The organism is Variovorax paradoxus (genome assembly GCF_000834655.1).
Classification (GTDB): Bacteria; Pseudomonadota; Gammaproteobacteria; order Burkholderiales; family Burkholderiaceae_C; genus Variovorax; species Variovorax paradoxus_F.
The window spans coordinates 1-16,587 of sequence record NZ_JXQQ01000076.1 but is presented as its reverse complement, the minus strand read 5'-3'; the positions used below and the strand labels follow the sequence as shown (position 1 = coordinate 16,587).

Here is a 16,587-nt window from a genome sequence, read left to right as displayed (position 1 = left end):
TTCCCGGTCCGAACAGTTCGCGAATCGCAGGGGCGCGCCGTCCTACATCTCGAAGGCCTTCACCTGACGGCCGTCGATGTCGGTGAAGCGGTATTCCTTCGCCAGGTCGGCCACGCGAAGCACCTCCCCCGTTTTTGCCAGCACCTGCGGATCGCCAGCCAGCGCGGCGACTGCGCGGCCGAGGTAGCGCGGCGATTCGGTACCCGCGAGCGCGGGCCGCTCCTGCCAGTGCGCCTCGTCGGTCTTGTGGCCTGCCAGCACGAACTCGGTGCGCATCCAGCCCGGCGACACGGCAACCGACGCCACGCCGTGCGGCCTGAGTTCCTCTGCCATGCCGAAGGCCAGCCGCGTCATCGAGGCCTTTGCGAGGTCGTAGAAGAGGTTGCCCTTCATGTAGCGGCCACGGTCCCAGAAGGTGGTGGTCACGATCAGGCCGCGCTGGGCGCGCACCATCAGCGGCGCAGCCGAGCGGCTGGCCAGGAGGTGGTTGCGCACGCCGCGGTCGAACATCGAATCCCAGTTGGCGAGCGGATGCTCCCAGAAGGGCGCATCGAAGACGCCATTGAAGGTCTCGTGGCCGCCCCATGCGTTGTTCACGAGCAGGTCGATGCGGCCGGCCTCGCGCTCCACCTGCGCGAAGAGCGCCTTCACGTCGTCTTCGCGGGTGTGGTCGCAGCGCACGGCAACGCCGCGCCCGCCCATGCGCGTGACTTCGTCGGCGGTGTCGTCGATGCTGCCGGGCACCGCCGGCAGGTCCGACAGGGCCAGCAGTTGGCCATAGGTGTCGGCGGGTTGCGCGCGCGTGCTGCGGCCGGTGACGTACACCGTGGCCCCGGCCGCGCCCAGCTCCATCGCAATGCCGCGCCCCGCGCCGCGGCTGGCGCCCGTGACCACCGCCACGCAGTCCTTCAGCGGGCGGCTCGGGTTCTCGTTCTGCGTCATCCGGTGCTCCTTGGTTTGAACCCCGACGAAGATAGTGCGCCCTCAGCCGGGCGTCTTGGAAGAACCCGAAATCGCGTGCCCCATGAACTCGGTCGGCGTGACGCCGCAGAGCGCGCGGAATTCGTTGACCAGATGCGACTGGTCGTAGAAACCGCTCTCCACCGCCACGTCGGCCCAGGCCGGCGCGGGCTGCAGGCGCAGCGCGCGCAGGCAGTCGTGCAGCCGCGCCAGGCGGGACCACGCGCGCGGCGACAGCCCGACATGCGCATGGAAGAGCTGTTGCAGCCGTCGCTCGCCGACACCGACGGCAGCCGCCACATCGCGCAGAGGTTGCCGACCGCCCGATGCCGCGATGAGGCGGGCTGCGTGCATCGCGGCGTGGTGCGGGGTGGTGCGGCTTTCGGGCAAGCGGCTCTCCAGCGCGGCCTGAAGCAGCAGAGCGCGCGCGGCATCGTCGGGCGCCTCGGCCATGCGCGACAGCAACGCGGCCGCGCCACCTTGCCAGAGCTCGTCCAGATGCACCGCCCGGCCCGCGATTTCGCCAGCGGGCATGCCCAGCAGCGCGGCCGCCGCGCCGGGCCGCAGCGTGACCGACACGCCCTCGACCTTGTCGCGCATGCGCACCACGACCGGCGAGACGGAGGCGCCGATCGCTTCCACCGGCTGCCCCGCGCCTTCGCCCGCGGAAGGCGCATCGCCAAGATTGAAGACGAGGCGCACCGCGCCATCGGGCAGCACGCGCTCGTGCACCTCGTGCCCCGCGGCGAAGGTCTCGCGGTACAGCAGGATGTGCGAGACATGCGGGCGCAGCGCGGCACTCACAGGCACCGCGCGCAGCGTGCCGGCGGGCACGCCCGACTCCGGCCCGTGCAGCGGGTCGTCGTCGAGCCGGAGGAAGAGACGTTCGCCCATCGTTCGATTGTGTTGAAAAACCCGGCCGTGCGCGAGCCGGCCGCACTGGCGGAAAATCGGCCGCTCGCATGCCTTCCACCGCCCTCCCCGTTCTCTATTCGTTCCGCCGCTGCCCCTACGCGATGCGCGCCCGGCTCGCGTTGATCGCGAGCGACACGCACTGCGAGCTGCGCGAAATCGTGCTGCGCGACAAGCCCTCCGAGATGCTGGCCGCCTCGCCCAAGGGCACGGTGCCCGTGCTGGTGATGGCCGACGGCACGGTGCTCGAACAGAGCCTGGACATCATGCTGTGGGCCCTGCGGCGCAACGATCCGCAGCGCTGGCTGCAGCCCCGGGCCGGCACGCTCGACGAACTGCTCGCGCTGGTGGCCGCCTGCGATGGCGAGTTCAAGCCGCAGCTCGACCGCTACAAATACCCCCATCGGTTCGACGACGCGGAGCATGCTGCGCGCGATCGCGGCGCGGCGTTCCTTCGCGATCTCGAATCCCGGCTCACGGCCTCGCCGCATCTCGCCGGCACGCACGCCACGCTGGCCGATGCGGCCCTCATGCCTTTCGTGCGCCAGTTCGCGATGGTCGATGCGCAATGGTTCGACGCCCAGCCCTGGCCCCGCCTGCACGCCTGGCTTTCCGCATGGACGTCCTCGGACCTCTTCGCACGCGCCATGCCCAAGTACGCGCCTTGGAAAACGGGCGAGGCGGGCATCGGCTTCCCGCCGGCCTAGCCGCCCATCGCGGCCGCCGAGGCGCGCTGGATGCACTCGATGAAATGCTGCGCGGCCGGTGTCGGCAACTGGCCCCTTCGCCGCACCACGCAGACATTCAACGTCGGCAGCGACTCCACCACGTCGATGCGCCGGATGCCGTGCCGCTTGAACGCGAGTTTGACCAGCGGCTCGACGAACAGGCCGATCAGGTCCATGTGCCCCGCCAGGCCCAGCGCCACCGTGACCGACTGCCCCTGGATGATGCGGGCCGGCGGCGGCAGGCCCAGCGGGGTGAAGAGCGGCGACACCGAGTCGTCGTCGCTCGGCAGGATCCACTCGGCCGCGTACAGATCGTGCAGCGAACGCGCGCCCCGCAGCGGATGGCGCTCGCGCATGCCCACCACCAATTGCACCGGAAACAGCTCGACCGCCTCGAACTGCGCATCGAGCGTGCCGGGCACCACGTGGGCCACCGCGAAATCCAGGTACCCGTCGCGCAAGCGCGCGAGCATCCATGGCAGCACCGCCTCGCTGAACTGCACGTCGACCGCGGGCAGGCGCGTGTGAAAGTCCTTGAAGGCCACGGGCAGCACGGTGAGCGCGAACGACGTGCTCACCGCCATCGACACCGAGCCGGTCGCGCCGTCGCGGATCTGCGCGATCTCGTCGCGGGCCCGCTGCATGTCGGCCAGCAGCAGCCGGGCGCGGGGCGCGAAGGCCCTGCCGAACTCGGTGAGCCGCACGCCCTTGACGCTGCGCTCCACCAGCGGCGCACCGACCTCGCGCTCCAGCTCGTGCACGATCTTGGTCACCGCGGGCTGCGAGAGCCCCAGCACACGCGCTGCGGCACGGATGCTCATCTGCTCGACCACCGCCACGAAGGCATGCAACTGATTGGGTTTCATCGGATCGGGTCAACGGGTTGCATGACAACCAAAAGTTATCGTTATCGCTCAATTATTGTCTTTTCATGACAGCATCGAGTCTCTAGCATCCGCCGCGGTCGCACGACCTTCCAACCAGACCACACAAAAGCACACCTGGAGAGACATGAGCACCCCAAGCACGCAGCCCCCGTCCGCACGCCGGCGCCAGACCATCGTCGCCACCACCATCGGCAACGGGCTCGAGTTCTTCGACTTCACGGTCTACGGGTTCCTCGCGCTCGTGATCGGCAAGCTCTTCTTTCCGACCTTCAATTCGTACGGCCAGCTGCTCCTGACGGTGGCGAGCTTCGGCGTCGGCTTCATCATGCGGCCGCTGGGCGGCATCGTGATCGGCGCCTACGCCGACCGCGCCGGCCGCAAGAAGGCCATGACGCTCACCATCTTCCTCATGGCGCTGGGCTGCGCGCTCATCGCCTTCACGCCGACCTACGCGGCCATCGGCGTCGCGGCGCCGATCGTGATCGTGCTGGCGCGGCTCATCCAGGGCTTCTCGGCCGGCGGCGAAGTGGGCGCATCGACCACGCTGCTGGTGGAGCACGCCACACCCGCCAACCGCGGCTACATGGCAAGCTGGCAGTTCGCGAGCCAGGGCCTGGGCGTGATGCTCGGCGCCGTCGTGGTGGGCGCGCTCACCTTCTCGCTCACGCCCGAGGCCATGCAGAGCTGGGGCTGGCGCGTGCCCTTCGTCATCGGCATGCTGATCGCGCCGGTGGGCATGTACATCCGCCGCCACCTCGAAGAGTCGCTGCACATCTCGCCCGCAGAAGCCGCTGCGCCGCGCGAGAGCAGCCTGAAGATCGTCTGCACGCAGCACGGCAGGACGGTGCTGGCGGCCATCCTGGCGCTCGTCGGCGGCACCACAGCGGCGTATGTCGTGACCTTCTACATGCCCACATATGCCGTGCGCGAGCTCGGCCTCACGCCCTCGGTGGCGCTGTTCGGCGCGGCGCTCACGGGACTGATCTCTTTCGCGTTCGCGCCGTTCGTGGGCAAGCTGTCGGACAGCGTGGGCCGCAAGACGCTCATCTTCTGGAGCCGGGTCGTGATGGCGATCCTGATCTACCCGGCCTTTCTCTGGCTCAACGCCTCGCCCACGCCCGTGGTGCTGTTCACCGTGCTCGGCGTGCTGAGCATCGGCCTCGTGGTGCAGACGGTGCCGGGCATCACGATGCTGCCTGAGATGTTTCCCAAGCGCGTGCGCGCGAGCGGCATGTCGCTCGTGTACAGCGTGGGCGTCGCGCTTTTCGGCGGCTTTGCGCCCTTCATCAGCACCTGGCTGGTCAATGCCACCGGCAGCAAGCTCGCGCCGGCCTGGTACCTCGTGGCGATGACGGTGATCTCGCTGTTGGGCCTGATCTGGCTGCGCGACCACACGGGCCGCGACATCGACGCTGCGGACGCCTACGCGACCGCCTGAAAAACATTCCCACGAATCCGCACAGGAGCCCTTCACCCATGCAAACGCAACCCACAGCCGCCACCCGCCACTTCTCGGGCACGTATGTCGAAGCCCGCGCCAAGTTCCTCGACGCCGCAACCCAGCGCGGCGCCGCCATCGAATCGTTCGTGCATCCCGCGCACCGCGGCGCGCTCGGCGAAGAACTCGCCACCGACGTGGCGCTGATCGGCACGAAGGACGCGAAGAAGATCTTGCTCGTCACCTCCGGCACTCACGGCCCCGAAGGCTTCTGCGGCTCGGGCGCACAGGTCTCGACGCTGCACGACACCGACCTGCTCGCGCGGCTCGAACAGGCCGGGGTGGCGCTGCTGCTGGTGCATGCGGTCAACCCGCACGGCTTCTCGCACCTTCACCGCACGAACGAAGACAACATCGACCTGAACCGCAACCACATCGACTTCAGCGCGCCGCTGCCGGTGAACGCCGAATACGCCGATGTCGAGCCGCTGGTGCTGACCGCGACCTGGCCGCCCACGCCGGCCGACGAAGCCGCGGTGGCCGCCTATGTCGAAAAGCACGGCATGCGCGCCTTCCGCGCGGCCGTGACCAGGGGCCAGTACGTGTCGCCGGACGGCCTGTTCTACGGCGGCACCGCGCCTTCGTGGAGCAACGGCACGATGCGCGCCATCCTGCGCAGATACGCCGCGTCGGCCACGCACATCGGCTGGATCGACATCCACACCGGCCTCGGCCCCTACGGCCACGGCGAGAAGATCTACCCGGGCCGCAACACGCCCGCCGACCTCGCGCAGGCGCACGCATGGTGGGGCGCCGACGTGTTCGCGCCCTTTGCCGGCGACTCGGCTTCGGCCGACGTGTCGGGGCCCGTGGTGTCGATCGCGTACGACGAATGCCCGAACGCGAGCATCGCGCCCATGGGGCTCGAATTCGGCACGCTGCCCGATGGCGAGGTGCTCACGCGCCTGCGCGCCGACACCTGGCTGCGCCGCCACCCCGAGGCGCCGGAAGCGCAGAAGCGCGAGATCCGCCAGGGCCTGCGCGACGCGTTCTACTGCGACAACGACGAGTGGAAGGGCATGGTGCTCGGGCAGACGCGCGTCGTGCTGCTGCAGACGCTGCAAGGCCTGAAGAAGGCCTGAAAAAAGCCTGATCCGGCAGCCCGGACTTCAGCCGAAGTTCGGTGCGCGACGCTCGCGCAGCGACGCCACGCCTTCGCGCACGTCGGCGCCCGCGAAGCCCATGAATTCGAGCGCCAGCGAGGCGTCGAAGGTCGGGCCGGCCTGGCGCAGCCAGTTGTTGAGCGCGTACTTGGTGAAGCGGATCGCACTCTGGCTTCCGGCCGCGAGCCGGTCGGCCACTTCGTAGGCACGCGGCAGGAGGTCTGCCTCGTCCACCGCGAGCGACACGAGGCCGATGCGCTCGGCCTCCTCGCCGCTCACCGGCTCGCACAGCAGGAGGTGGTACTTGGCCTTGGCCATGCCGCACAGCAGCGGCCAGACGATGGCCGCATGGTCGCCCGCCGCCACGCCCAGGCGCGTATGGCCGTCGACGATCTTCGCGGTCTTCGCGGCGATCGAGATGTCGGCGAGCAAGCCGGCCACCAGCCCCGCGCCCACGGCCGGGCCGTGCATCGCGCTCACGATGGGCTTGTCGCAATTGATGATGTTGTAGACGAGGTCGCGCGCCTCTTTCCACACGCGCTGGCGGATGGCGTCGTCGGTGGCCATGTCCTGCACCAGCGAGAGGTCGCCGCCGCCCGAGAAGCCGAGGCCTTCGCCCCGCAACACCGCGCAGCGCACGGAGTCGTCGCCCGCGATGTCACGCCATATTTCGGCGAGTTCGCGGTGGCCGTCGTGGCCGGCGGTCGGCAGCTTGCCGTTGGCCGCGCGCATCTGGATGTCGAGCACGGTGCCGTTGGTGCCGCGGCGCGTGATGGCGAGGGTCTGGTAGCGGGAATAGTCCATGGTGTCTCCGTCCTTCGGCCGAAAGGACGAGGACTTTCTTCTTCGTTGAAAGATCGGAGCGCTATTTTCGCGCGGCCATCTCGCGGCAGCGCTGCACATTGGCGTCGAAACGTGGCCCGAGGCCGGGCTCGCAGGCCTCGTCTCCGGGGGTGAGCCTGCACATGCCGACGACCACGTAGTCCATCACCGCCGAGGTGCACATCGAGTAGGCCGCGAGGTCCGGATTGGCCTTCACCTTGAAGCCCCAGCGCTCGGAGAACTGCACCGTGCGGACCATCGCGCCGTGGAAGAAGCTGCGGTCCCTGGCGGCGATGGCGGCCTCCATGCGGGGCAGTTCCTCGTTCAGGTAGCCGGTGGCGTCCAGCGGAAATGCCGAGGGCGGCTCCTGCTGGGCAGTTGCAAGGGACGCAGCCAGCATGAGCGGCACGGCGACCAGGGTGCGCAGCAGCGAAGAAGGCAGAAAGCGGGTGGTCAGGCGGTGAAGTTGCATGGCTTGGGATTCTGCAACGTTTGGAAGCATCTTTGAATTCCAAACGATGCGTGCGCGCGACGGCCGGGCCTACTTGCCCTTTTTCTGCTTGTTGTCGAACTTGCGCCAGTACTGGAACTCGTCCTCGTGCACCTCCAGATCGACTTCGGAGATGCGCGACTGCAGCCGCTCCTGCACCTCGGCCACGGCCTTGTTGTAGACCAGGGGCCCGACCTCCTCCAGGAAGAAGCCGAGCAGCGCGCCGGCCGCGATGTTGCCGATCTTCTCTTCCATGTTCTCGTTGAAGTAACGCTCGATCGAGGCGATCGCCTGCTGGCGCGCCTCCTTTGATATCTCGATGGTCATGCGGGTTGCTCTGGGGTGTTGGGGCGAACGATTGTGCCGCTACGATGCGCAGCGGCCCCCAGGGCCCGCGCAACAACGACACAACAACGGAGACACGCACCATGAAGTTCCAACCGGCCGCTTTGGCCGCCCTTGCGCTGGCCGCCCTGGCCGCGCTCCCGGGCTGCACCAACCTCACCCCCACCGTACCGCAGCGCCAGCTGATGGTCGTGGCCAACGACGAGAAGCAGTCGTGGAGCGACGCGGGCGCGGTCATCCTCGCCCCCATGGGGCGCGACACGGTGCAGGTGCTGGACATCGGCACCGACCCGCTCGCGCCCAAGCTGGTCGGCACGCTGCAGCTGGACAACACCATCGCCGGCCCGCCGACCAACCTGGCGATCACGCCCGGCGAAACGCTCGCGCTGGTCGCCAACTCGCTCAACGTGGTCGAGGAAAACGGCGTGCGAAAGCAGGTGCCCGACAACCGCCTTTTCGTGGTCGACCTGACCGCGACGCCACCCAAGCTGATCGATACGCTCGCCGTGGGCAAGCAACCGTCGGGCCTGTCGATCAACCGCGCGGGCACGCTCGCGCTGGTGGCCAACCGCGCCGACAACTCGGTGAGCGTGCTGCGCATCGCGGGCAAGAAGGTGACGCTCATCGACACCGTGGCCATGAACGATTCGGTGGCGCACGTGCGCTTCACGCCCGACGGCAAGCGAGCCCTGGCCGCCAAGTTTCCGACCCACAAGATCGCGCTGCTCGAAGTGGACGGCGAGAAGGTCAGCTACAACAAGGTCGACCTCGCGGCGGGCCTCTGGCCCTACAACGTGGACGTGACGCCCGACGGCAAGCTCGCGCTCACGGCCGACAACGGCAACTCCGGCGCATCGGACGGGCAGGTCGACACCGTGAGCGTGATCGACATGGAAGCCACGCCGCCGCGCGTGATCGACAAGGTCGTGGTCGGCGACGGCCCCGAAGGCCTCGCGGTGAGCCCGACCGGCAGGCACGCGGTGGCGGTGATCCTGCGCGGCAGCAATTCGGCCAAGAACGCGTACTTCTACAACCGCAACGGCTCGGTGGTGCTGCTCAAGATCGACGGCAAGAAGGTCACGCGCGCCAACGAGGTGGTGGTGCGCGGCCTGCCCGAAGGCGCGGTATGGAGCGCGGACGGCAAGTACCTCTACGTGGGCAATTTCATCGACCAGGACATCACGATCCTGCGCGTCGATGGCGACACGCTGGTGCCGACGGGGAAATCGGTTCCGTTGCAGGGTCACCCGGCCGCGATGCGCGGGACAATGACGCACTGATCCGCCTCACCGCACAGACCGACTGAAACCACACGCCATGGCCAAACCCCAACGCACCCTCCGCACGCTCGAACGCGGCATTCTCTGTCTGGTCATCGGCGCCGCCGTCCTGCTGGCGCCGCGCTTCCTGCAGGGCACGCGCTGGTTCGAGATGGTGGCGGGCGCGTACATCGTCGGCTGGTTCGCGCTGGTGCTGGGCATCGCGCTGGTCGGCGTCGGGCTGTTCCAGCGCAACAAGCAGCAGCGCCCCTGAAAGAAAAAACCCGCCTTTCGTCGGGTTCATCGCAAGGAGCGTGCGTGCGGCAGGCTCAGCCCTTCTTGCCGCGCAGCTTGCCGACGAGCTCCACGACCGCCAGCACGATCGCGCCGGCAACCAGCCCCACGACGGCGTTCACGCCCATCGAGCCGAGCGTGCCGAACACGCCGCCCGTCGCCTTGGCCCAGTCTTCGACCGCATGGCCGAACGCGGGCACGCCGTGCACGAGGATGCCGCCGCCCACGAGAAACATGGCGGCGGTGCCGGCCACCGACAGCGCCTTCATGAGCCAGGGCGCCGTGGCGAGGATGCCGCGGCCGAGAGCCCGCGCGGCGGCGCTCGTGCGCTGGCTCAGGTAGAGGCCCGCGTCGTCGAGCTTCACGATGCCGGCCACCAGGCCGTACACGCCGATGGTCATGATCAGCGCGATGCCGACCAGCACGCTCAGCTGCGTCGTGAACGGCTGGCCCTGCACGGTGCCCAGCGTGATCGCGATGATCTCGGCCGAGAGGATGAAGTCGGTGCGCACCGCGCCCTTGATCTTGTCCTTCTCGATGGCCACCACGTCAACCGCCTCGTCGGCCACGGCCTTCTCGTGGCGCTGCGTGTCGGCTTCGTGTTCCTTCTTGTGCAGGAACTTGTGCGCGAGTTTTTCGGCGCCCTCGAAGCAGAGGAAGGCGCCGCCGATCATCAGGAGCGGCGTCACCAGCCAGGGCAGCCAGGTGCCGATGGCCAGCGCCGCGGGCACCAGGATGGCCTTGTTGATGAACGATCCCTTGCAGACCGCCCACACCACCGGGATCTCGCGCTCGGCCCGAACGCCGGAGACCTGCTGCGCATTGAGCGCGAGGTCGTCGCCGAGCACGCCGGCCGTCTTCTTGGCGGCGACTTTGGTGAGGATCGACACGTCGTCCAGAACGGTGGCGATGTCGTCGAGCAGCAGGAGCAGGCTGGTGGCCATGTGAAAAGGTCAGTCTGAAAAAGAATCGGCGAGCTTAGCCGCAGCGGCCGCCGGCACAGGCAATAACCGTATGCGGCAGCCCCGGGGCACCGGTCAGAGGGCGCTGAAAGCGATGGCGAGCATCGCTGCCAGCGACGCGCCGAACAGCGCGAGCCCCACGCGGCGGCGGCGGTGCGTGAGCATCCACAGCGCCACGCCCGAAATCGACAGGAAGATCAGGCTGCCGGCCAGCGTGTCGACCAGCAGGATCCACGCGAGCGGCATGCCGCCGCCCTTGTGCATGCTGGTGAGCGTGGCGACGAAGCCGTTGTGCGTGGTGTTGACCCCGACCGAGCGGTTGCCCTGCCAGTAGTCGGCCTGCACGGTCGCGTTGGGGCCGCCGAAGTTGAACACCCAGTGCGCCGGCTGCGTGAGTGCGGGCGCCGACTTGTCGCTCTTGTCGGCCCAGGCCACCGGTTTGGCGGGCTCGATGCGCGACGAATTGGGCGGCCCGCTCATGCGCAGCGCGCCCTGCAGCCACTGGCTCATCGCCTCGGGCGTTGCGGGCACCGGATCGGGCAGCGCCAGCTGGGCGCGCGTGCGCTCCTGGGCCTGAGGCAGCTTGAGTACGTTGCGGTGGTTGAGCCAGATGCCGCTGAAACCGAACAGGAGCCCCAGCACCGCGCCCCAGAGGCCGAACCAGCCGTGGGTGCGGCGAATCCACTGCACGAGGGTCGTGCGGCGCTGGTGCGCAAGCACCCGCGCGGCGTGGTTGCTGTGGCCGGCTTCCGGCGCAGTCGGCGTCGTCATCGGATCAGGCGACGGTCCGCTTGAGGCGGATTTCCTCGATGCGCACGGTGCCCAGCAGCGTGGTCTTGGCGGTCTTCATCTCGCGCTTGAAGCCCGCGAGTTCGTGGAAGCGCATGGCGCGGTCGTTGCGAATGGGTACCCAGATGGTGACGTTGGTGCAGCCCTCTTCCTCGAGGCCTTCGCGCGCGGCGTCCCAGAGGGCGACGCCCACGCCCTTGCCCCAGTGCTCGGGTTTGACGTAGATGGCCCAGATCTCGCCCGTGGTGGACGGCGTCTTGGGGTCGCGCGAACGGTCGAAGCCGACGAAGCCGACGATCTCGCTGCCGAGGGTGGCCACCTGCACCTGCGGTTCGCTGTATTCGATGGCTTCGCGCCACTTGGCTTCGCGGGTGGCGGGGGCCAGCGTGCGCAGCTCTTCTTCGGGGAGGATGCCTTCGTAGGCGGCCTTGGCGGCCAGGGCATGGACTTCGGCGACGGCCTTGGCGTCGCGCATCGTGGCGGGGCGAACTTCGTAATCGGACATGAATGCGGGAAATCGGATGGAACCGGCTATTGTCGCCGCACCGCTAAACTGCCCGCTGCATCCGTAGCATCAACTGGAGAAAAGTCATGGCAAAGAGTCAGCAACGCAGCACCAAGGAAGCCAAGAAACCGAAGAAGGACACCTCGCCGCCCAAGCCCGTGGGCACCGGCGGCATCGAGCCGGTCCGCACGATCACCACCGCGGTGATTCCGCGCGGCAAGCTCAAGAACAAGTGACCGGCGAGGCACCGGCCGGGGGCTCACCGCCCCCCGCCAAGCCGGCGCAGCCCCGCAACCCGCTGCACGGGCTCACGCTGGAGGCCATCGTCACCTCCCTGGCCGACTGGTACGGCTGGGAACACCTCGGCGAACTCGTTCCCATCCGCTGCTTCCAGATCGACCCGAGCGTGGGCTCCAGCCTCAAATTCCTGCGCAAGACGCCGTGGGCGCGCGAGAAGGTCGAGAGCCTCTATCTCTTCATGCTGCGCGAACAGCGCCGCGAGCAGCAGCAACAACAACAGCCTCCCCGCGAATGAAGGTCCGACTCGAGCCCACGGGCCTCGACTTCGAGACCGAGACGGGCACCACGCTCCTGAAGGCGGCCGAGGCCGCCGGCATCGAACTGCCGAGTTCCTGCCGCAACGGCACGTGCCGCACCTGCATCTGCCAACTGGTGTCGGGCCACGTGCGCCACATCATCGAATGGCCCGGCCTGAGCGCCGACGAAAAAGACGAGGGCTGGATCCTCCCCTGCGTGGCCGAGGCGCTGGACGACCTCACGCTCGACGCGCCGAAAGCCTTTTCGGTGTTCTAGACCGGTGCGGCGGGTGCAGCGGGCTTGACGGCTGCAGGCATTGCCACCACGAGGCGATCGCGGTGCGCGAGCGACGGGAACAGCTTGAACCACGTCAGCGCCACCAGCATCGTTCCCACGCCGCCGACCACCACCGACCCCACGGGCCCGAGCAGCGCGGCCGTGGCGCCCGATTCGAATTCGCCCAGCTGGTTGCTCGCGCCGATGAAGATCGAATTGACCGCGCTCACCCGCCCGCGCATGGCATCGGGCGTCTCCAGCTGCACCAGCGTCTGGCGGATCACCACGTTGACCATGTCCGCCCCGCCCGAGACTGCGAGCGCGACGAGCGAAACGATGAAGCTCCTGGAGATGCCGAACACCACCATGCAAAGGCCGAAAAGCCCGATGGCCAGGAGCAGTGTGCGCCCCACGTGCCGCTCGACCGGCCGCCGCGTGAGCGCGATCGACATCACCAGCGCCCCCACGGCGGGCGCGCCGCGCAAGAGGCCGAGCCCCCAGGGACCGGTATGCAGGATGTCCTTGGCGTAGATCGGCAGCAGCGCCACAGCGCCGCCCAGCAGCACCGCGAAGAGGTCGAGCGACACGGCGCCGAGCACCGGCTTGCGCTTCCAGATGAAGTCGACGCCCGCGAACACCGTGGCCAGCGTGACCGGCTCGCGCGCGGCCGGCGTGTACGCGTAGCGCAGCCGCAGCACCAGCGCGCAGGCGACGACGAAGAACGCCACGCTCGCGCCGTACACCACCGACATTCCCGCCACGAACAGCAGCCCGCCGAGCGCAGGCCCGCCGATGATCGCGCCCTGCATGCCGGCCGAGCTGAACGCCATGGCCCGCGCGAGCATCGAGGGCGGCACCAGCAAAGGCGTCAACGCCTGCTGCGCCGGCATCTGGAAGGCGCGCACCGCGCCCAGCACGAGCGAGAGCCCCAGCAGCAGCCCGCGCGTGTCGTGCTTTTCCAGCACGGCCAGCAGCAGCACCAGGCCCACGAGCCCCTGCACCGCGAAGCACGCCGCCACGATGCGGCCGCGGTGGTGGCGGTCGACGATGTGGCCGGCCAGCAGCGCCAGCAGCAGTGCGGGAACGAATTGGTAGAGCCCGACGAGGCCGAGGTCCCAGGCGCTGCTGGTGAGCTCGTACATGTGCCATCCGATGGCCACCAGCAGCATCTGCGAGGCGGCGGTGCCGAAGAGCCGCGCCGTCCACATGTGCATGAACGGGCGCTCGCGCGTCAGGTCGGAAAAGCTGGGTTGGGGGGAGGAAGCGGAGGCGGGAGCGGGGCCGGACATTGTGCGTCGAGGATAGCCGAGGCGCCGTGAGCCGCCCGTTAGCAAGCGCAATGCCCTGCCTCTCGCGCCCTCTCTACACTCGCTTGCTCCATGACCGCGCCGCCGCTCGCTCCCATCCACGAAGACGCCCACCTGCTGGTGCTCGAAAAGCCCGCGGGCCTGCTGTGCGTGCCCGGGCGCGGCGACGACAAGCAGGACTGCCTGAGCGCACGCGCGATGCGCCAATGGCCCGATGCGCTGATCGTGCACCGCCTGGACATGGCCACCAGCGGCCTCGTGGTGATGGCGCGCGGCCTGGCCATGCAACGCGCGTTGAGCGCCGCCTTTGCAGAACGGCAGGTGCACAAGCGCTACGAAGCCATCGTCGATGGCGCAATGCCCATGCGCGAAGACTGGTCGGTCATCGACGCGCCTTTGATGGCCGACTGGCCGCGCAGGCCGCTGCAGAAAACCGATCCGGCGGGCAAGCCCAGCCTCACGCGCTGGCGTGCGCTGGCCTCATCGGTACAGGGAAATTTCAACGCGACGCATGTGCTGCTCGAACCGGAGACCGGCCGCTCGCACCAGTTGCGCGTGCACCTGCTGTCGATCGGTCATCCGATCCTGGGAGATGCGTTGTATGGCGACGCCGAAGTGCAATCGCGTGCGCCGCGACTGCTGCTGCATGCGAGCACGCTGGCCTTCGTACACCCGGCGACGCAGCAGGCCCTTCGCTTCGAAAGTCCGTCGGGCTTTTCGCTCAGAAGGCGTGAAGTACGGTGAGGACCGCAGGTGCCAGATCGAGCCGCGCAGCAGGTTTATTCATGCCTTCTCAGCCGCCCTTGACCACGAGCACCGGCATGGTCGCGTCTTGGAGCACGCGCTGCGTGACGCTGCCCAGCAGAAGTTTCTCGATGCCGCTGCGTCCGTGCGAGCCCATCACGATCAGGTCGGCCGCGATGGCGATGGCCGTGTCCACGATGCCTTCGTGCACCACGTGGCCGTCGATCACGCGCTGGTCGCTGTGCAGGCCTTCGGCCGCGAGGGCTGCGACGCCGCGTGCGAGGGCCGCGTTCGCGCTCGTGGTGGCGGCGGCGAGGTATTCGTTCTGGCCGAGCGCGTAGTCCGCGCCCACGCCGATGAAGGGGTAGTTGTCGATCACGTGGATCAGCGTGATGCGGCTTCCGAAAGCCAGTGCGAGGCCGCTGGCCTTGCTGACGGCGAGCATGGAAGTTTCAGAACCGTCGATGGGAACCAGGATGTGATTGAACATGGCGGACCTCGCTTTCGTTCGCAGACAGACACGGCTCGAAGTCGAACCGGGTCCCGAATTTAACCGCTACGCCGATGGGTGGCTGTAGGACTCGTGCCAGCGGCGCCTTCAAGTGCCGCCAGAGGGCTTCAATCGCCCTGGAAACCCTGCGATCGGCAGGTGATCACGAGCGTATCGCGCCAGCCCGCGCCGCCCTCTTCGAGCGGCTGGATCGGCGTCGATTCGTGGATGACGCGCGCATCGTCGAGCACGAGCAGCGTCCACGGCTCGGTCATGGTGAAGCGCTCGCCGCGCCGGCCATTGGCCTCGAACACGCGCGTCTCGCCGCCCTTGATGCCTTGGCGAGCGACCAGCGCCACGGCCACGAGGTCGACACCGTCGCGGTGCGCGCCTTCGGGCGTCGGACGGCCGATGCCGCCCGCGGTGTCGATGCGGAACTGGTGCGCCTCGACGAACCATTTCTGCGGCGCACCGCGCATGTCGCTCGCCGCGGTACCCAGGCGCTGCAGCAGGCGCTGCCACACCGGCTGCACGATGGTCTCGGCGAGCATCGGCGCGAACCAGCGCTGCATGCCGCCGTGCAGCGCGTTGTATTCGACCGGCTGCCAATGTGCGCGATGCGGCACCTGCTCCAGCGTGGCGTTGTCGCCGGCCTCGACGGTGAAGCACGCATGGCGGCGCGTGCGGTAGCGGCCGCCGTCCTTCAGGTACTCGTCGGGCGGAAGATCGTTCCAGTCTGCGTGCAGTGCCTCGAGCTGCGAGAGCGGCGCGCCGAGCCAATCGCTCACGCCCTGCGGGCTGAGCACCGCATAGCCCTGTTCGCGCAGCGCGGCGGGCAGTTCGGCGGGATCGATGAACGGCGGCGTGAAGGCGGCGGTGGTCACGCGCTGACCTTCACATCCTTCCAGAACGCGACGCGGTCGCGAATTTCCTCGGCTTCGGGCTTCGGGTCGGCGTAGTACCAGGCGGCATCGGTGTTGAGCTCGCCGTTGACCAAGAGCGAGTAGTAGCTCGCGGTGCCCTTCCAGGGGCAGGTGGTCTTGTGGTTGCTGAAGGTGACGTGATCGCGGTTGAGCGAACTCATCGGGAAGTAGTGGTTGCCTTCGACGAGCACGGTGTCGTCGCTTTCGGCGATGGTGACGCCGTTCCAGGTTGCTTTCATGAACTTGATCTCCGAGGGAGTGGTGCGGGGGAGCTGGCCGTTGCGGTGGCCTTGGTCGCTGGGCGCACGGGGCTTGGGTATTGTGCCGTTGCTTGGGACGACTGCTTTTTTTGGGTTGTATGAACCTTATTTGGTTGTTTGTTTTCCGGGGCCGGGTCTCGGCCCGGCGGCCGACCTACTTTTCTTTGCTTCGCCAAAGAAACGTAGGCAAAAGAAAGGCGACCCTGCTGTCTGCGTCCCTTCGCTTCGCTACGGGCAACCTGCGGTGCTCGCGTTTCGCGGGGTCTCGCCCAAACTCGCTTCGCTCAGACAAGGGCGAGCCCTGATCCGCGAAACGCTGCGCTCCTCGGCGCATACAGAAGGGCTTGGGGAACCGGTACGCCATCGCTGCGCTCGGCGAGCTCACGGGCCTTCGCTTCGCTTCGCTAGGCTTGGCTCTCTCTACGAGTATGGGTCTTTGCTCCACTCGGCCTGGATTGGCTCCCTCCCCTTCCGGGGGAGGGTTGGGGTGGGGGCA

At 68.2% G+C, this 16,587-nt stretch carries 22 protein-coding genes; 9 read left to right on the top strand and 13 right to left on the bottom strand.

Going from position 1 to position 16,587, the window contains the following annotated elements; translation table 11 throughout:
* Window positions 1–42: 42 nt before the first annotated feature.
* Together RT97_RS25730 and RT97_RS25725 are read right to left on the bottom strand one after the other, a co-directional pair.
* Window positions 43–942, bottom strand: a complete 900-nt coding sequence (locus RT97_RS25730; protein WP_042581695.1) for an SDR family oxidoreductase — start codon at window positions 940–942, stop codon at window positions 43–45.
* Window positions 943–984: 42 nt separating this feature from the next.
* Window positions 985–1,854 (bottom strand): helix-turn-helix transcriptional regulator, encoded by an 870-nt coding sequence (locus RT97_RS25725; RefSeq protein WP_042581694.1) that lies wholly within the window; start codon window positions 1,852–1,854, stop codon window positions 985–987.
* Window positions 1,855–1,922: 68 nt separating this feature from the next.
* On the opposite strand from RT97_RS25725, the gene RT97_RS25720 reads away from it, so the two are divergent.
* A complete protein-coding gene (locus tag RT97_RS25720) occupies window positions 1,923–2,579 on the top strand; it encodes a glutathione S-transferase (protein ID WP_042581693.1) in 657 nt (218 codons plus the stop codon).
* Here the strand turns inward: RT97_RS25720 and RT97_RS25715 are convergent.
* Complete coding sequence (locus RT97_RS25715) at window positions 2,576–3,466, bottom strand: LysR substrate-binding domain-containing protein (protein ID WP_042581692.1); 891 nt, start codon at window positions 3,464–3,466, stop codon at window positions 2,576–2,578. The two genes, RT97_RS25720 and RT97_RS25715, sit on opposite strands and share 4 nt — an antisense overlap.
* Window positions 3,467–3,611: 145 nt before the next feature.
* Here RT97_RS25715 and RT97_RS25710 point away from each other — a divergent pair, with 145 nt between their 5' ends.
* Window positions 3,612–4,925 (top strand): MFS transporter, encoded by a 1,314-nt coding sequence (locus RT97_RS25710; RefSeq protein ID WP_042581691.1) that lies wholly within the window; start codon window positions 3,612–3,614, stop codon window positions 4,923–4,925.
* 38 nt (window positions 4,926–4,963) lie between these two features.
* Window positions 4,964–6,067: a M14 family metallopeptidase gene (locus tag RT97_RS25705; protein ID WP_042581690.1), complete on the top strand. Its 1,104-nt coding sequence runs from the start codon at window positions 4,964–4,966 to the stop codon at window positions 6,065–6,067.
* A 27-nt stretch (window positions 6,068–6,094) separates the two neighbouring features.
* On the opposite strand, the gene RT97_RS25700 is transcribed toward RT97_RS25705, so the two are convergent.
* The 3 genes from RT97_RS25700 to RT97_RS25690 form a co-directional block, all read right to left on the bottom strand.
* On the bottom strand, window positions 6,095–6,892 hold the full coding sequence (locus RT97_RS25700) for an enoyl-CoA hydratase/isomerase family protein (protein ID WP_042581689.1): 798 nt from the start codon (window positions 6,890–6,892) through the stop codon (window positions 6,095–6,097).
* Window positions 6,893–6,953: 61 nt separating this feature from the next.
* Window positions 6,954–7,382, bottom strand: a complete 429-nt coding sequence (locus tag RT97_RS25695; protein ID WP_042581688.1) for a hypothetical protein — start codon at window positions 7,380–7,382, stop codon at window positions 6,954–6,956.
* Window positions 7,383–7,451: 69 nt separating this feature from the next.
* Window positions 7,452–7,727, bottom strand: coding sequence for a DUF2164 domain-containing protein (locus tag RT97_RS25690; protein ID WP_042581687.1), 276 nt, complete (start codon window positions 7,725–7,727; stop codon window positions 7,452–7,454).
* A gap of 101 nt (window positions 7,728–7,828) precedes the next feature.
* Between RT97_RS25690 and RT97_RS25685 the strand changes: the two genes are divergently transcribed.
* Complete coding sequence (locus tag RT97_RS25685; RefSeq protein ID WP_042581686.1) at window positions 7,829–9,025, top strand: lactonase family protein; 1,197 nt, start codon at window positions 7,829–7,831, stop codon at window positions 9,023–9,025.
* A 37-nt stretch (window positions 9,026–9,062) separates the two neighbouring features.
* Entirely contained in the window at window positions 9,063–9,278 is a 216-nt protein-coding gene (locus tag RT97_RS25680; protein ID WP_042581685.1) for a hypothetical protein, read from the top strand.
* Window positions 9,279–9,333: 55 nt separating this feature from the next.
* Here RT97_RS25680 and RT97_RS25675 read toward each other — a convergent pair whose 3' ends face one another.
* The 3 genes from RT97_RS25675 to RT97_RS25665 form a co-directional block, all read right to left on the bottom strand.
* Window positions 9,334–10,242 (bottom strand): DUF808 domain-containing protein, encoded by a 909-nt coding sequence (locus tag RT97_RS25675; RefSeq protein ID WP_042581684.1) that lies wholly within the window; start codon window positions 10,240–10,242, stop codon window positions 9,334–9,336.
* Window positions 10,243–10,335: 93 nt separating this feature from the next.
* Entirely contained in the window at window positions 10,336–11,031 is a 696-nt protein-coding gene (locus RT97_RS25670) for a PepSY-associated TM helix domain-containing protein (protein WP_042581683.1), read from the bottom strand.
* Between the two features lie 4 nt (window positions 11,032–11,035).
* Entirely contained in the window at window positions 11,036–11,554 is a 519-nt protein-coding gene (locus RT97_RS25665) for a GNAT family N-acetyltransferase (RefSeq protein ID WP_042581682.1), read from the bottom strand.
* Window positions 11,555–11,640: 86 nt separating this feature from the next.
* On the opposite strand from RT97_RS25665, the gene RT97_RS33535 reads away from it, so the two are divergent.
* Genes RT97_RS33535 through RT97_RS25655 form a run of 3 tightly spaced genes read left to right on the top strand, consistent with a single transcriptional unit; the run spans window position 11,641 to window position 12,367 of the window.
* Complete coding sequence (locus RT97_RS33535) at window positions 11,641–11,790, top strand: hypothetical protein (RefSeq protein WP_013542593.1); 150 nt, start codon at window positions 11,641–11,643, stop codon at window positions 11,788–11,790.
* The gene (locus RT97_RS25660; RefSeq protein ID WP_042581681.1) at window positions 11,787–12,089 is read left to right on the top strand and encodes a VF530 family DNA-binding protein; all 303 of its coding nucleotides are present in this window, start codon (window positions 11,787–11,789) and stop codon (window positions 12,087–12,089) included. The genes RT97_RS33535 and RT97_RS25660 overlap by 4 nt, the downstream gene beginning before the upstream one ends.
* Window positions 12,086–12,367 (top strand): 2Fe-2S iron-sulfur cluster-binding protein, encoded by a 282-nt coding sequence (locus RT97_RS25655; protein WP_042581680.1) that lies wholly within the window; start codon window positions 12,086–12,088, stop codon window positions 12,365–12,367. Before RT97_RS25660 ends, RT97_RS25655 begins: the two co-directional genes overlap by 4 nt.
* On the opposite strand, the gene RT97_RS25650 is transcribed toward RT97_RS25655, so the two are convergent.
* Window positions 12,364–13,656, bottom strand: coding sequence for an MFS transporter (locus RT97_RS25650; RefSeq protein ID WP_301280768.1), 1,293 nt, complete (start codon window positions 13,654–13,656; stop codon window positions 12,364–12,366). The two genes, RT97_RS25655 and RT97_RS25650, sit on opposite strands and share 4 nt — an antisense overlap.
* A 90-nt stretch (window positions 13,657–13,746) precedes the next feature.
* On the opposite strand from RT97_RS25650, the gene RT97_RS25645 reads away from it, so the two are divergent.
* On the top strand, window positions 13,747–14,418 hold the full coding sequence (locus RT97_RS25645) for an RluA family pseudouridine synthase (protein WP_042581678.1): 672 nt from the start codon (window positions 13,747–13,749) through the stop codon (window positions 14,416–14,418).
* 49 nt (window positions 14,419–14,467) lie between these two features.
* On the opposite strand, the gene RT97_RS25640 is transcribed toward RT97_RS25645, so the two are convergent.
* The 3 genes from RT97_RS25640 to RT97_RS25630 form a co-directional block, all read right to left on the bottom strand.
* On the bottom strand, window positions 14,468–14,908 hold the full coding sequence (locus RT97_RS25640; protein ID WP_042581677.1) for a universal stress protein: 441 nt from the start codon (window positions 14,906–14,908) through the stop codon (window positions 14,468–14,470).
* A 128-nt stretch (window positions 14,909–15,036) separates the two neighbouring features.
* Entirely contained in the window at window positions 15,037–15,792 is a 756-nt protein-coding gene (locus RT97_RS25635; RefSeq protein WP_042581676.1) for a 2OG-Fe dioxygenase family protein, read from the bottom strand.
* Window positions 15,789–16,070: a DUF427 domain-containing protein gene (locus RT97_RS25630; protein ID WP_042581675.1), complete on the bottom strand. Its 282-nt coding sequence runs from the start codon at window positions 16,068–16,070 to the stop codon at window positions 15,789–15,791. Before RT97_RS25630 ends, RT97_RS25635 begins: the two co-directional genes overlap by 4 nt.
* Window positions 16,071–16,587 lie beyond the last annotated feature (517 nt).

Coding starts and splice junctions, on each gene's coding strand:
- RT97_RS25645 (WP_042581678.1), top strand. CDS start 13,747: ATGACCGCGCCGCCGCTCGCTCCCATCCACGAAGACGCCCACCTGCTG.
- RT97_RS25710 (WP_042581691.1), top strand. CDS start 3,612: ATGAGCACCCCAAGCACGCAGCCCCCGTCCGCACGCCGGCGCCAGACC.
- RT97_RS25685 (WP_042581686.1), top strand. CDS start 7,829: ATGAAGTTCCAACCGGCCGCTTTGGCCGCCCTTGCGCTGGCCGCCCTG.
- RT97_RS25675 (WP_042581684.1), bottom strand. CDS start 10,242: ATGGCCACCAGCCTGCTCCTGCTGCTCGACGACATCGCCACCGTTCTG.
- RT97_RS25695 (WP_042581688.1), bottom strand. CDS start 7,382: ATGCAACTTCACCGCCTGACCACCCGCTTTCTGCCTTCTTCGCTGCTG.
- RT97_RS25680 (WP_042581685.1), top strand. CDS start 9,063: ATGGCCAAACCCCAACGCACCCTCCGCACGCTCGAACGCGGCATTCTC.
- RT97_RS25640 (WP_042581677.1), bottom strand. CDS start 14,908: ATGTTCAATCACATCCTGGTTCCCATCGACGGTTCTGAAACTTCCATG.
- RT97_RS25705 (WP_042581690.1), top strand. CDS start 4,964: ATGCAAACGCAACCCACAGCCGCCACCCGCCACTTCTCGGGCACGTAT.
- RT97_RS25720 (WP_042581693.1), top strand. CDS start 1,923: ATGCCTTCCACCGCCCTCCCCGTTCTCTATTCGTTCCGCCGCTGCCCC.
- RT97_RS25630 (WP_042581675.1), bottom strand. CDS start 16,070: ATGAAAGCAACCTGGAACGGCGTCACCATCGCCGAAAGCGACGACACC.
- RT97_RS25690 (WP_042581687.1), bottom strand. CDS start 7,727: ATGACCATCGAGATATCAAAGGAGGCGCGCCAGCAGGCGATCGCCTCG.
- RT97_RS25725 (WP_042581694.1), bottom strand. CDS start 1,854: ATGGGCGAACGTCTCTTCCTCCGGCTCGACGACGACCCGCTGCACGGG.
- RT97_RS25700 (WP_042581689.1), bottom strand. CDS start 6,892: ATGGACTATTCCCGCTACCAGACCCTCGCCATCACGCGCCGCGGCACC.
- RT97_RS25650 (WP_301280768.1), bottom strand. CDS start 13,656: ATGTCCGGCCCCGCTCCCGCCTCCGCTTCCTCCCCCCAACCCAGCTTT.
- RT97_RS25655 (WP_042581680.1), top strand. CDS start 12,086: ATGAAGGTCCGACTCGAGCCCACGGGCCTCGACTTCGAGACCGAGACG.
- RT97_RS25665 (WP_042581682.1), bottom strand. CDS start 11,554: ATGTCCGATTACGAAGTTCGCCCCGCCACGATGCGCGACGCCAAGGCC.
- RT97_RS25730 (WP_042581695.1), bottom strand. CDS start 942: ATGACGCAGAACGAGAACCCGAGCCGCCCGCTGAAGGACTGCGTGGCG.
- RT97_RS33535 (WP_013542593.1), top strand. CDS start 11,641: ATGGCAAAGAGTCAGCAACGCAGCACCAAGGAAGCCAAGAAACCGAAG.
- RT97_RS25715 (WP_042581692.1), bottom strand. CDS start 3,466: ATGAAACCCAATCAGTTGCATGCCTTCGTGGCGGTGGTCGAGCAGATG.
- RT97_RS25670 (WP_042581683.1), bottom strand. CDS start 11,031: ATGACGACGCCGACTGCGCCGGAAGCCGGCCACAGCAACCACGCCGCG.